Origin of the sequence: Lysinibacillus capsici (assembly GCF_020217405.1) — a bacterium.
In the GTDB taxonomy this organism is placed as follows: Bacteria; Bacillota; Bacilli; order Bacillales_A; family Planococcaceae; genus Lysinibacillus; species Lysinibacillus capsici.
On sequence record NZ_CP084108.1, the window covers coordinates 3,007,331 to 3,019,939 of the forward strand.

A 12,609-nucleotide genomic window follows, 5' to 3' on the forward strand; every position below is an offset into this window, starting at 1 on the left:
TATGAGCAAGAAGCAAAATATAACCTTAGCTATTTTATTATCTAATCTTTTCATTGCCTTTTTAGGGATCGGTTTAGTCATCCCTGTTTTACCAACCATCATGAATGAACTGCATATTTCTGGTTCTGTTGTTGGTTATATGGTGGCAGCCTTTGCCATTACACAACTAATTGCATCACCAATTGCAGGTAAGCTTGTTGATACTATTGGCCGCAAAGTTATGATTGTTGCAGGTCTTTTTATTTTTGGACTTTCTGAATTTTTATTTGGATTTGGTCGTTCTGTTGAAATTCTTTTTGTCTCGCGTATGTTAGGTGGCGTGAGTGCAGCTTTCATTATGCCAGCCGTAACCGCCTATATAGCTGATATTACGACATTGGCACAGCGCCCTAAGGCACTTGGCTATATGAGTGCAGCCATTAGCACAGGTTTTATTATTGGTCCTGGGATCGGTGGATTTTTGGCTGAAATTGGTACACGTGTCCCATTTTATGCAGCTGGGGTACTTGGTCTGTTCGCAGCTATCCTGTCATTGCTGTTTTTAAAAGAGCCAACACGTGCTACAGACAATGAAGAAGTAGCACAATCCATGTTAGGTAGTGTCAAGCGTGTGTTTAGTCCACTCTACTTCATACCATTCATTCTTATTTTCGTGTTATCATTTGGCCTCGCTGCATTCGAATCATTGTTTAGCTTATTCGTCGATCACAAATTTGCGTTTACACCATCGGATATTGCCATAATTATTACAGGAAGTGGTATTGTTGGGGCACTAGCTCAATTAATACTATTTGATTGGCTGACAAAGAAAATGGGTGAGATTAATGTTATTCGTTACTCACTAATCCTTTCAGCAGTATTAACATTCGCCATGACGATCGTGAGTCATTATTTTGCCATCTTATTCGTTACATTCTTTATTTTCGTAGGCTTCGATTTAATTCGACCTGCTGTTACTTCATATTTATCGAAAATTGCGGGAAATGAACAAGGATTTGTTGGTGGAATGAACTCTATGTTTACAAGTCTTGGTAATATTTTTGGCCCAATTCTAGGTGGGGTATTGTTCGATATCAATCTGAACTATCCATACTACTTTGCTACAATCGTATTGGTGCTTGGCGTCATACTTGCGTTATTCTGGAGAAAGCCAAAGCATATAGAATTATAAAAATAGCGATACATCCACATGAACCCTAGAGAAATCCATATAAAAAGGACTGCCCTTTGATGAACGAATCATCATTGGGCAATCCTTTTCTTTTTTTATTCATGCACTACGGTTTCTTCTTTTTCAAAGTGAATACCTGTAATATGCACATTTACTTCTGCTGTTTCTAGTGCCGTCATATTAAAAATAGCCTGACGGATTTGCGTTTGAACTTCTTTTGCTACCTTAGGAATGGCATATCCATATTTCACAGAGCAAAATACATCAATTGCAATTTCACCAGTTTCCGTTACACCTGATTTAATGCCTTTATTGTGTACTTTTTTACCGAAACGTTCCACGACACCCGTCGCAATATTCCCACGAGTTGCAGCAATGCCTTCGACTTCATTGACAGCAATCCCAGCCACAACCTCGATCACCTCTGCCGCTACCTCAATTTTTCCAAGCTCTTCTTTCCCAGAAGGTGTTGGTTGTACGAAAGATTGTCCTACTTTCTCTGCCATACAAATATCATCCTTTCCCTTACACATCACAAACAAGTGCTGTACTTACATTTATTATACTATAAAAAGGAAGGTTTGGCTGTCGAAAGCCGTTTTAATTTAAAACTGACTTTACTGATCCACTACATCGATTAAATAAATTCCCTTTTCAAATCCTCCACGAGCTTTTCTCTTGTGTTCACGGATCGCTTCTAGCTCGTCAAAGCTTACATCTAGCACACCGATAGCCATATGAATGAGCTCCAGTATGTCTGCGAGCTCTTCAACACTTTCTTTTTTATCCTCGGCTTCGTAAAATTCTGTAGCTTCTTCTATCATTTTAGCTTTTATTGCCTTTATCAGCTCACTAGGTTCTAAAATGCGTGCATGATAGGATAAACCCTTCGCTTCCATTACTTCTAAAATTTTATCCCTCACTAGCTTATTGTATATAGGCATCCATTGTTTAACTCCTTTTCAGGGGGATTACTATCACTATCTTCTATTATATAGTATTATTTCTATAATATAGAATTGATATAAGATAAAGTAGAGGTAGAGTATGTTACAAAAATGGTTGTTTGGTATCGGTGGGGTTGTCCTCATGTTTACAATGTGTTTTTTATTTTTTGGGAATAGTGCTAGTGAAGATACATTGCTTGCGAAAAATATAATGGAAAAAGCAAATATTGGTACAACTGTAGTTTCACTAAATAAATTAACGGATTTTGATTGGGAAAAAGCGCAAATTTTTGGACCTTATACAACGAAAGATGCGATTGAAGAAACAATGGACATTCAATTTAAAGGTAGTATTAGTGGATTAGATGTACGGGAAGATATTTTCCTTCTTGTATTTGCGAAAGAAGGCCATGCGATAAAAACAGCTGTGCTTTACAGAAACATAGGAGACTATTCAACAAAGAATGGTATGTTAACACCAGATAACGATCTTCTATCTATAAAATAGAACTTTTATAATCTTTTTCACCACACTTCAATTAGTAACGGTTTAAGCTTCTATAACGGTCAATCTTTCTTCTATGATTGATCTTCCTACCTGCAAGTAAGTCCTCTATCTATTTTTGCTTAGACATAAAAAACCTCCTAACTAATAAAAGCTAGGAGGTTTAAACTTGCGTACGCTTACTTCACTTTTTCTGCTACGCCCAATACATCGTTCTCTTCTAGGAATTTTGTATTGAATTGTGCTGATTTGAAGACGTCATTGTTCATTAGTGCTTGGTGGAATGGAATGGTTGTATTAATTCCAGGACCAGATACTTCGAATTCACTTAAAGCGCGGTTCATTTTTGCAATCGCTTCTTCACGTGTATCCGCATGAACAATTAGTTTTGCTACCATTGAATCGTAATATGGTGGGATTGTATAGCCTGCATACACAGCAGAATCAATACGTACACCATAGCCACCTGGTGTTATATACGTATCAACAGTTCCTGCTGAAGGCATGAAGTTTTTATAGGCATTCTCTGCGTTAATACGGCATTCAATCGCCCAACCATTTAATTTTATATCATCTTGTGTGAATGGAAGCTTCTCACCAGATGCAATTTTTAATTGTTGTTGTACAAGATCTACACCAGAAATCATTTCTGTTACTGGGTGCTCAACCTGAATACGAGTGTTCATTTCCATGAAGTAGAACTTGTCCTCTTGATAGTCATAGATAAACTCGATTGTGCCAGCACCTTCATAGTTACATGCCTGTGCCGCTTTTACTGCAGCTGCACCCATTTCAGCACGACGCTCAGAAGATAGGGCTGGAGATGGAGCTTCCTCTACTAACTTCTGCATACGACGTTGAACCGTACAGTCTCGTTCGCCTAAATGCACCACGTTACCGTAGCCATCTGCTAAAACTTGGATTTCACAGTGACGGAAGTATTCGATAAATTTCTCTAAATATACGCCAGGGTTACCGAATGCTGCAGCAGCCTCTTTTTGCGTAATTTCAATACCTTTTACAAGATCTTCTTCTGTACGTGCTACACGGATTCCTTTACCGCCACCACCAGCAGTTGCTTTGATGATGACAGGGTAACCAATTTTAGCAGCCCATTCTTTACCCGTTTCGATATCTGGTACAATACCAGTACCTGGAACAAGTGGAACGCCTGCTGCTTCCATTGTTGTACGTGCAACGTCCTTGATGCCCATAATTTTAATAGAATCAGAGGATGGACCGATAAATTTAATGCCAGCGTTTTCACAAGCTTCAGCAAAATCAGCGTTTTCTGATACGAAGCCATATCCTGGGTGGATGCCATCAGCACCTGTCTTTTCAGCTACACTAAGTAGCGCTGGGAAGCTAAGATAAGAATCTTTTGATAGCTTCGGTCCGATGCAATAAGCTTCGTCTGCTAACTTCACATGTAATGCGTCAGCATCTGCTTCAGAGTACACAGCAACCGATTGAATGCCTAACTCTTTACAAGCACGAATGATACGCACAGCGATTTCGCCGCGGTTTGCAATTAAAACTTTTTTCATTTGTTTTGCACTCCTTACTCAGCTTTTACAAGGAATAATGGTTGGCCGTACTCTACTAAGTCGCCATCTTTAACTAGAATTTCAACGATTTCCCCTTGCACTTCTGCTTCGATTTCGTTGAATAATTTCATTGCTTCTACGATACATACGATTGTTTCGTCCCCTACTTTGTCACCCACTTTTACGTATGCAGGAGAATCTGGGTTTGGTGCTTGATAGAAAGTACCGACCATTGGAGATACAATTTTATGTAACGATGGGTCGTTAACTGATGGTGCCGCTGCAGCTGGTGCTGGCGCTTCTTCTTTCGCTGGTGCAGGTGTTACTGCTGGAGCTTCTGCTGGTGCAGATTGTTGTACAACAGGGGCTACTACTTCTTTTTTAGGTGCTACAGTTTCTGTAACAACAACATTATTCTTTTTAAGTTTTACTTTTGCGCCATCTACTTCATACACAAACTCGTCAATTGAAGAAGAATCCACTAATTTGATAATTTCACGAATTTCTTGAATTTTGAACATTTCTAACTCTCCTTATGAATTAAAATCTACTACAATAACTATTCTATATTTTTTCGTATCAATTTGAAATAGTTAAATGAAAATTAAGTAAATATGAACAAAATAAAAGGCTTTCCTTTACTAAGCGAAAGCCTTTTCATGAAGCTGATATATAACAACCTTTTATGAATTAACTAAAAATTTATTTTTTTCTTTATTTTTTAATAATTATTTGCACTGAACTTGACTTGCACATCATTTGCGCCTTCCATCTCTGTTTTTACCAGATAAATAATTTCGTTTGCTTGTGCTTTTGACAATTCCTCTGCCATCACTGTCACCGACACTTTTTCTCCCTCAGCACGTACAAACGCATCAGAGTAGCCTAATGATTTTACGAGCATCTCAAGCATAGCTTCCGCTGATTCACGTTTAATCAGGCCATCCATTTCATTGTATGCCTCATTTTTTTCTTCGGCAGAATATTCTTCTGAGGCAATCTTTTGTGTTAACTGTTCACGAAGTTGGCTTCTCTCATCACTAACCTGCATACGCATTTCTTCAAATAAGTGACTTGGTGAAGATACTTCTTGTGTTATATCATTTGTTGCTTCCTGATCTGTAACACCTGTGACAGCTGTTTGTTGCAGTGTATCATCTGTAAAAATAGTAAGACCATTGAATTGCTTTGCTGGATCTACCAAATAATACACTGAAATGACTGCTACTAAACTTAATAATGTCATAAACCAAACTGTTCTTCTACGTACGCGCATTTACTTTTCCTCCTTATTTTCCATTGGAACGATAATAATTCGATGAATCGGTAATTGCATCACTTGACTGACGACAGCACGAATTTCATTTTTTACAAAGATATCGGAAGCACCCTCTGAAACAACGAGCATTCCTGTCACGTTTTTCGCGCCTTGTTCAGTCCCTCGAAAATATTGGCTGAATAGTTTATTGGCATCCTGATCATCTGTCATCTCTCCATAATAAAAGTAGACTTTAACCTCCCCAACACCTTCCATTGCCTTCAGGGTTTGCTCAAGTTTTTCTTCATTTGTGAGCGGTGAACCTTTGTCGCTTGTTGAATTCGTTTGATACATAGGTAAAATGATGAAAATTCCCACGGAGGCAGCTATCAAAATTAATACCATTAATGACGTTGTTTTTTTTCGTGTCTTTTCCACATCACTTGTACATTGCCTCCTTTCATCTTCTCTTTTTCAAGTGTATGTACGCTTGTTTCTTCCTATGAATTGATAAATGGAATCTTTAATAGCAATTGCAAAAATACTAACGTGATGACCAACTTTGTCAGCGAAATTATTTCCTTATCATCCGTTAGAAACACAAAAATCTGACAGACAAACAGCAATGCTAATAAAAGAATCAATCTATCTCCCCCCTGCCATGACTTGTACGAACACAATGAGGAAAAAACAAGAAAACATAAATGAAAAAGCAATTAAAAATGATACAGCACATAAAGTAAATAGCGATTTGCTAACTTGATCTAGTAGTCTACAAATATCATCAAAGGCAATCGGTTCTAAAATAGCAGCAAGCATTTTCAAAGAATAGGCACTAACTACAAGCTGTACGGTTGGGATAAAAGACACCGTAATGACGGCAATAAAGGCGCTAATACTTGTAAGAGAAGATGTAAATTGAGTCATATGCTGAAACATCGAAAAACTATCTACAATAAAAGAACCTACAACTGGAATATTTTCTTCAATTAATTTTTTGACGGGCTCTGCTACAGCCGCATTGACACTAAATGCTGCTACACCGCTTGCGGTCATTAGTAAGACATAGCAAATAACTGAGGCCGACACGATGCTCATAATTGTAAATCGAATCAATTCAGCTATTCGAGTAAAGGATATTTCCTTAACAATCACACTGCATACATCAAAGACAATGGCCAAAAGCACGCCAGGAATAAGCCACTTACTACTGATAATGGTGAGGACTTGTACAAAAAACAGTAAAAAAGGCTGCCAGGAAGCAATCGCTGTAATACTACTGGATAATAAAAAGCTCGATGTAAGAATTGGATAAAATGCTGTAAATAGATGGGCTAGTCCTTGTGCAATTTCATCGATTAATGTAAAGGAGTTGACAACAACAGGACCGATTGTTGCTAAAACGATAAGAAAAAAAAGTATCCTTGTCCCTTTTTCAAACTCTGGTAATAGCATGTTCACAATCAAAATGATGATGACGTAGCTGCAAAGCATGAGTGTCATCTTGAGCAAGAGAAAGAATGGGTCGATTAAAAACGATAATATTTGCTCCTGCAATGGCTTCGCTCCTTAGTTTAGCCTTTTTAAAATGGCCGACACCTCCTGTAGAACAGCCAGAAATTCTTTGAACCAATACAGCAAAATCACAATTTTCACTGCAGCAAAAACGATGTTCCCGAGCACTTTATAATTATGTTCTGCCAAAAGCAATGCCAACCACTGCCCGACATAGAACATACTTGCACTGATTAAAATAGCCTTTGCATAAGGTAAAAACGCAAGTGTTTCTAACAATTGTTTGGTGAACGGCAATAAAAGTGTCGAGAACAACATGCCAAAAAGCAAAAAAGAAAACATCACACTGATTAGCGCATGGAGTGGCTGTATAACTTCTTTTATCAGCAATAATAAAAGCAGCATGACAACAGCAACGATGACAATTTCCATTCACATTACCCGGATGAGGTAAGCCATTGGAAGAAGGTTAAAATCTCATGAAAGAATAGACGTAAAAATCGAAGTAATTCTGCTGTCATATATAAATAAGCAATGAAAAAGAGGAAAAATGAAAACTCCTTCTTCCCTGTTTGATCAAAGAAAACATGAAGAAGCGCAACGACTAGTCCCACTCCAGCAACTCTTAATACGTCTTGTAATTCCATTCCTACGCCCCCTCGTGTACAGCAATATATGTCGCTCTTCAAAAAAAAAGACCTCTATACAGATGTATAGAGATCTTCTACGATTAAAAATTATAATAGTTTGCTCACAATGTTTTTGACCGTATCCGTTTGCTGTATGAGATGACTGTTTTCACCCATCCACATGGATAAATATTCCGCATTACCTTGCTCAGCACTTTCCTTACGAATGGTAGTCGTTAGATAATTTTGTAGCGGATAGGGTGCTACTGTCGCATCCTCCATACGTTTCGTAAAATCATTTGCTAAACCTCTTGCTGGTTTACCAGTAAATGCAAGCGTAATCGTCGTTTGTTGTTCTTTTGATGCCAATACAGCATTTTTATAGAGTGGCGAAATTTCGCATTCATCTGCCACTAGTAAAGCCGTCCCAATTTGAACTGCCTGTGCCCCACTTTCAAGTGCCTTTTGAATATCCGCTTTGGTCACAAGGCCTCCCGCAGCTATAATCGGAATCGCAACTTTTCCCACTACTTGTTGTAGTAAGTCATGTAATGGAATTAATTGCAAAGGGTCAGTAAAAGAGCCTCGATGACCACCAGCCTCTCCCCCTTGTAATACAACTGCATCCATTCCTGCTTGCTCCACTAGTATGGCTTCCTCTAATGTGGTAGCAGTACCAATCGTATAGACGCCATGTTCTTTTAATTGTTTAAGAACCGCCGGAGATGGCAGCCCAAATGTAAATGAACAAATCGCTACCTTTTCTTCAATCACAGCTTGAACCTGTCCTGCAAAAACTTCCTTTGATGTTACGCTCTGTACAGGGGATAATCCTAATTCATCGTAAAAAGGTTGCAGTGCCATTCTGGCTTGTTGTAAAACCTCGATATCAATTTTGGGTTCTTCTTGCACAAATAAATTAACCGCAAAGGGCTTTGTCGTTAACTTCTTCACTTCTTGAATAAACTGCTTGGTTTGTTCACCATCTAAGTAACCAGCACCAATTGAACCTAATAGCCCTGCCTCAGCACAAGCCGCCACAAATTTAGGCGATGTCACGCCTGCCATTGGTGCTTGTATAATTGGATATCGCATATCAAATGTTGTTTGTAACATACCTTTCACTCCTTACTCTGATTGTAAACAATTCTACCAGTAATGACCATCTATCTGATGATAGACACTTGATAGTATTTCAATAAAAATTAACTAGTGCTTCTATCTATTATCACATTAAATGAACGGTTTGACAGTATATGTATAAGAAAAAAATAAAAACCTACTCTTTAATCGAAAAGAGTAGGTCGATCATTATGCACGTGAAACGTAAGAACCTTCATCCGTGTTAATAATTAAAACGTCACCTTGGTTAACGAAGAATGGTACTTGTACGATTAGACCTGTTTCAAGTGTAGCAGGTTTTGTACCGCCAGAAGCTGTATCACCTTTGATTCCTGGTTCTGTTTCTGTTACTTCTAATTGAACAGTGTTTGGTAATTCAACACCTAACATTTCACCTTGGTAAGATTGAATATGCACTTCCATGTTTTCTTTTAGGAATTTTAATTCATACTCAATAGCAGATGAAGCTAGTTCAGTTTGCTCATATGATTCCAAGTCCATAAATACATGCTCGTCACCTTGTGCATATAAATATTGCATTTTACGATTATCGATTTGTGCCTTTTCAACTTTTTCACCAGCGCGGAATGTTTTTTCATTCACTGAGCCGTTACGTAGGTTACGTAATTTAGAACGTACGAATGCAGCACCTTTACCTGGTTTTACGTGTTGGAAATCTAACACGCGGTATAATTGGCCATCAACAATAATTGTTAGACCTGTACGGAAATCGTTTACTGAGATCATTTGTGTTCCTCCATAGTTTATAAAATAATGAGTTCTTTTGACGAATGTGTTAGTAGTGCATTACCCGTTTCTGTGATTAAAATATCATCCTCGATACGGACACCACCGATTCCAGGTAAGTAAACACCTGGTTCAATCGTCACGGCCATACCTGGCTCTAGCACTGTATCAGAACGCATCGATAAGCCAGGGCCTTCATGTACTTCAAGACCAATACCGTGTCCTAAAGAATGACCAAATGCTTCGCCATATCCTTTTTCTTTTAAGTAGTCACGTGCAATCGCGTCCGCTTGAATGCCTGTTAATCCAGGACCCACTTTTTCAAGTGCTAACAGTTGAGAAGCAAGGACTGTATTGTACATATCTACCAATTTTTCAGATGGTTCTCCCACAGCCACAGTACGTGTGATATCCGAAATATAGCCATTATAAAGCGCACCAAAGTCTAATGTAACAAAGTCGCCTTTTTCAATCACTTTATTCGTTGCAACGCCGTGTGGTAATGCTGAACGAAGACCAGACGCAACAATCGTGTCAAACGAAGACTGAGTTGCTCCTTGTTTACGCATGAAAAATTCTAATTCATTCGAAACTTCAAGCTCGGTTTTACCAGGCTTGATGAAGCCTAAAATATGTGTAAATGCGTGATCTGCAATTTCACACGCAGCCTTAATAATATTAATCTCTTGTTCCGTCTTAATCAAGCGAATTTTTTCAATTAGCCCAGAAATCGGCACTAAATCTGCTTGAATCTTCGATTTATACAGTTCATAAGTGCCATAGCTTACAGTATCTTTCTCAAAGCCCAATAATTTGATACCCATATTATTTACTTGAGTAGCAATTTCTTCAATAATTGTGGCTTCATGCTTGACAATTCGGAAGTCCTGAATTTGTGCAGCAGCCTGCTCTGTATAACGGAAATCTGTAATAAATACAGCATCATTTTGAGACACAATTGCTACGCCTGCTGTCCCTGTAAAACCTGTCATATAGCGACGGTTGTACCCATTCGTAATTAAAATACCATCGATGCTTTGTTCTTGAAGTGCTTTACGTAGCTTTTGTAATTTCAACATAATCAATTCTCCCTCTCGATAAATGTACGTAGTGCCAGTTCATAGCCTTTCGTACCTAGTCCACAAATTTGACCAAGGCAGGCAGGAGCAAGATAGGAATGATGTCGGAAAGCCTCACGTTTGTGGATATTGGAAATATGTACTTCGATAACTGGCACGGAAATACCTGCTATCGCATCATGCAATGCGATGCTTGTATGGGTATATGCACCAGGATTAAAGATAATACCATCATATTTTTCGTCCTCTGCTTCATGCACCCAATCTACTAGTACCCCTTCATGATTGGATTGACGAAATTCAACTGTAGCACCTAAAGATGCCGCAAGATTTTGAACATTTTCTCGAACATCATCCAATGTTTCATGTCCATAAATATGTGGCTCTCGTTTACCAAGTCGATTTAAGTTAGGTCCATTCAAACATAATAACTTCACGCTTCTATTCGCCTCTTTCTATGTACTTGCCATTTATTTTATCATACACCATGCATTCAGCAACTAATTTCAACTAGTGGTGCCATAAATACCCCCTTAAACGAAGGGGATATTTTGTACCTTCAACTTTGTTTTTGTGCCGTATGTTCCTTTTGATGGAAATTGGCGGTTTCAAGCAAGAAACGTAATAAACAAATAACGGTCACCATAAAGGGAATTGACAGTTTTTTAAAAGACGTAAGCTGTAATGGTAAATCTAAAGCAATCCATTCCAATGTGATGGTCACCAACAGACCTAATAAAAGGGAAGAAAAGACAGCTGGAATGATATATACATAGCGCATAGTCATGTATAAAAATAAGCCGATAATAAATAGTAGAAAAATAAAAAAGGTCCATTGAAATAATTTAGAGCTTTCTTCAAACCAATTCCATTTTTTATAAAACCCTATCGGATGCCATTTAATGAGATGGAAATAATGTAAACCTTTTAAGCACAGCGCTAAAACAAGCGCATTAACAAGTGCTGTAATTGTCGCTACTTTCATCATATACCTCTCCTTTATGCACACTAATTATTTCCTAAAATGTACGTTTAGTGTAGCCATATAGAAAATTTACTATGCGTAATTGTAGAGGTTTTTCACTAAATTTAGTACAATGGTACAGTTGAAATATATAAAGAGAGTGGTGTTAGCCTTGAGCAATTCACCTGTATACGGGGGACAAGCACAATTAGAGGGTGTGATGTTCGGAGGAAAGGAACATACTGTTACAGCCATTCGTCGTAACGATGATTCCATTGATTATTATCATTTCAAAAAAGTACAAAAACCTTTTTTACAAAAGCTTAAAAAAATCCCATTTGTACGAGGCGTGGTCGCACTGATTGAATCCGCTGGCTTAGGCTCTCGTCACATGCAATTTGCTGGGGATCGTTATGATGTGGCACCTGGTGAAGAGGAAGATCATAAAGAAGAAGGCTCTAAACTTCAAATGATACTAGGCGTTGCTGTAGTAGGTATTCTTTCCTTTTTATTTGGAAAATTTGCCTTTACATTAATTCCTGTTTTTATAGCTGATTTTTTCTCAAAATGGATTGAAGGAAAAACGGGACAAATTTTACTAGAAAGCGGTATTAAACTATTATTACTGCTAGCCTATTTATATTTTATCTCGTTAACGCCCCTCATTAAACGAGTATTTCAGTACCATGGTGCAGAGCACAAGGTGATAAATTGCTATGAAGCTGGATTAGACATTACCGTAAAAAATGTTCAAGCTCAATCACGCCTACACTATCGTTGCGGCAGTAGCTTCATATTATTCACAGTGTTCGTTGGGATGTTTTTATATTTCTTTGTGCCTACAGATCCACTGTGGCTTCGTATTTTAGATCGTATTCTATTAATTCCTGTTGTTCTGGGGATCTCATTTGAAGTCTTACAAGCGACAAATGCCTGCCGTAATATTCCAGTGTTACGCTTCCTTGGCTACCCTGGCTTATGGCTCCAATTACTTACAACTCGTGAACCGAAGGACGATCAAGTAGAAGTAGCGATTGCTTCCTTTAATATGCTACGCCAAGTAGAGCAGCAACCTGAAATCGCTGCGACATTAAATCATGATTAATAAAAAAGGCAGCCCAACGT

General features: G+C 38.2%; 18 protein-coding genes. 3 read left to right on the forward strand and 15 right to left on the reverse strand.

What is annotated here, in order from left to right:
- Position 1: 1 nt before the first annotated feature.
- Entirely contained in the window at positions 2-1,171 is a 1,170-nt protein-coding gene (locus LCP48_RS14835) for an MFS transporter (protein ID WP_009370205.1), read from the forward strand.
- 95 nt (positions 1,172-1,266) lie between these two features.
- Here the strand turns inward: LCP48_RS14835 and LCP48_RS14840 are convergent, their stop codons facing one another.
- Together LCP48_RS14840 and LCP48_RS14845 are read right to left on the reverse strand one after the other, a co-directional pair.
- A complete protein-coding gene (locus LCP48_RS14840) occupies positions 1,267-1,677 on the reverse strand; it encodes an Asp23/Gls24 family envelope stress response protein (protein ID WP_004231142.1) in 411 nt (136 codons plus the stop codon).
- A 111-nt stretch (positions 1,678-1,788) separates the two neighbouring features.
- Positions 1,789-2,115 carry a nucleoside triphosphate pyrophosphohydrolase gene (locus tag LCP48_RS14845; protein WP_004231140.1) on the reverse strand — a complete coding sequence of 109 codons (327 nt, stop codon included), beginning with the start codon at positions 2,113-2,115 and terminating at the stop codon, positions 1,789-1,791.
- Between the two features lie 103 nt (positions 2,116-2,218).
- On the opposite strand from LCP48_RS14845, the gene LCP48_RS14850 reads away from it, so the two are divergent.
- A complete protein-coding gene (locus LCP48_RS14850) occupies positions 2,219-2,626 on the forward strand; it encodes a hypothetical protein (RefSeq protein ID WP_004231138.1) in 408 nt (135 codons plus the stop codon).
- A gap of 176 nt (positions 2,627-2,802) precedes the next feature.
- On the opposite strand, the gene accC is transcribed toward LCP48_RS14850, so the two are convergent.
- The 13 genes from accC to LCP48_RS14915 all read right to left on the reverse strand — a co-directional run bounded on the left by accC (position 2,803) and on the right by LCP48_RS14915 (position 11,508).
- Positions 2,803-4,170 (reverse strand): acetyl-CoA carboxylase biotin carboxylase subunit, encoded by a 1,368-nt coding sequence (accC, locus tag LCP48_RS14855; protein WP_004231135.1) that lies wholly within the window; start codon positions 4,168-4,170, stop codon positions 2,803-2,805.
- A 14-nt stretch (positions 4,171-4,184) separates the two neighbouring features.
- A complete protein-coding gene (gene accB / locus LCP48_RS14860) occupies positions 4,185-4,691 on the reverse strand; it encodes an acetyl-CoA carboxylase biotin carboxyl carrier protein (protein ID WP_004231133.1) in 507 nt (168 codons plus the stop codon).
- 200 nt (positions 4,692-4,891) lie between these two features.
- Complete coding sequence (locus tag LCP48_RS14865; RefSeq protein WP_004231131.1) at positions 4,892-5,446, reverse strand: SpoIIIAH-like family protein; 555 nt, start codon at positions 5,444-5,446, stop codon at positions 4,892-4,894.
- Positions 5,447-5,866, reverse strand: coding sequence for a hypothetical protein (locus tag LCP48_RS14870; RefSeq protein ID WP_004231129.1), 420 nt, complete (start codon positions 5,864-5,866; stop codon positions 5,447-5,449).
- Between the two features lie 62 nt (positions 5,867-5,928).
- Positions 5,929-6,072 (reverse strand): hypothetical protein, encoded by a 144-nt coding sequence (locus LCP48_RS14875; protein ID WP_004231124.1) that lies wholly within the window; start codon positions 6,070-6,072, stop codon positions 5,929-5,931.
- A gap of 1 nt (position 6,073) precedes the next feature.
- Positions 6,074-6,985, reverse strand: a complete 912-nt coding sequence (locus LCP48_RS14880; RefSeq protein WP_004231121.1) for a stage III sporulation protein AE — start codon at positions 6,983-6,985, stop codon at positions 6,074-6,076.
- Positions 6,986-6,997: 12 nt separating this feature from the next.
- Positions 6,998-7,375 carry a hypothetical protein gene (locus tag LCP48_RS14885; RefSeq protein ID WP_004231118.1) on the reverse strand — a complete coding sequence of 126 codons (378 nt, stop codon included), beginning with the start codon at positions 7,373-7,375 and terminating at the stop codon, positions 6,998-7,000.
- Between the two features lie 5 nt (positions 7,376-7,380).
- The gene (locus tag LCP48_RS14890; protein WP_004231117.1) at positions 7,381-7,590 is read right to left on the reverse strand and encodes a hypothetical protein; all 210 of its coding nucleotides are present in this window, start codon (positions 7,588-7,590) and stop codon (positions 7,381-7,383) included.
- A 90-nt stretch (positions 7,591-7,680) separates the two neighbouring features.
- Positions 7,681-8,688, reverse strand: a complete 1,008-nt coding sequence (locus LCP48_RS14895; RefSeq protein ID WP_004231116.1) for an NAD(P)H-dependent flavin oxidoreductase — start codon at positions 8,686-8,688, stop codon at positions 7,681-7,683.
- Positions 8,689-8,883: 195 nt separating this feature from the next.
- Positions 8,884-9,441, reverse strand: coding sequence for an elongation factor P (gene efp / locus LCP48_RS14900; protein WP_004231115.1), 558 nt, complete (start codon positions 9,439-9,441; stop codon positions 8,884-8,886).
- Positions 9,442-9,458: 17 nt separating this feature from the next.
- A complete protein-coding gene (locus LCP48_RS14905) occupies positions 9,459-10,520 on the reverse strand; it encodes a M24 family metallopeptidase (RefSeq protein ID WP_004231114.1) in 1,062 nt (353 codons plus the stop codon).
- A gap of 2 nt (positions 10,521-10,522) precedes the next feature.
- Positions 10,523-10,957: a type II 3-dehydroquinate dehydratase gene (gene aroQ / locus LCP48_RS14910; protein ID WP_004231111.1), complete on the reverse strand. Its 435-nt coding sequence runs from the start codon at positions 10,955-10,957 to the stop codon at positions 10,523-10,525.
- A 122-nt stretch (positions 10,958-11,079) separates the two neighbouring features.
- The gene (locus LCP48_RS14915) at positions 11,080-11,508 is read right to left on the reverse strand and encodes a hypothetical protein (protein WP_009370203.1); all 429 of its coding nucleotides are present in this window, start codon (positions 11,506-11,508) and stop codon (positions 11,080-11,082) included.
- A gap of 109 nt (positions 11,509-11,617) precedes the next feature.
- Between LCP48_RS14915 and LCP48_RS14920 the strand changes: the two genes are divergently transcribed.
- Positions 11,618-12,589 (forward strand): DUF1385 domain-containing protein, encoded by a 972-nt coding sequence (locus LCP48_RS14920; protein ID WP_050779473.1) that lies wholly within the window; start codon positions 11,618-11,620, stop codon positions 12,587-12,589.
- The last annotated feature ends 20 nt before the right edge of the window (positions 12,590-12,609 follow it).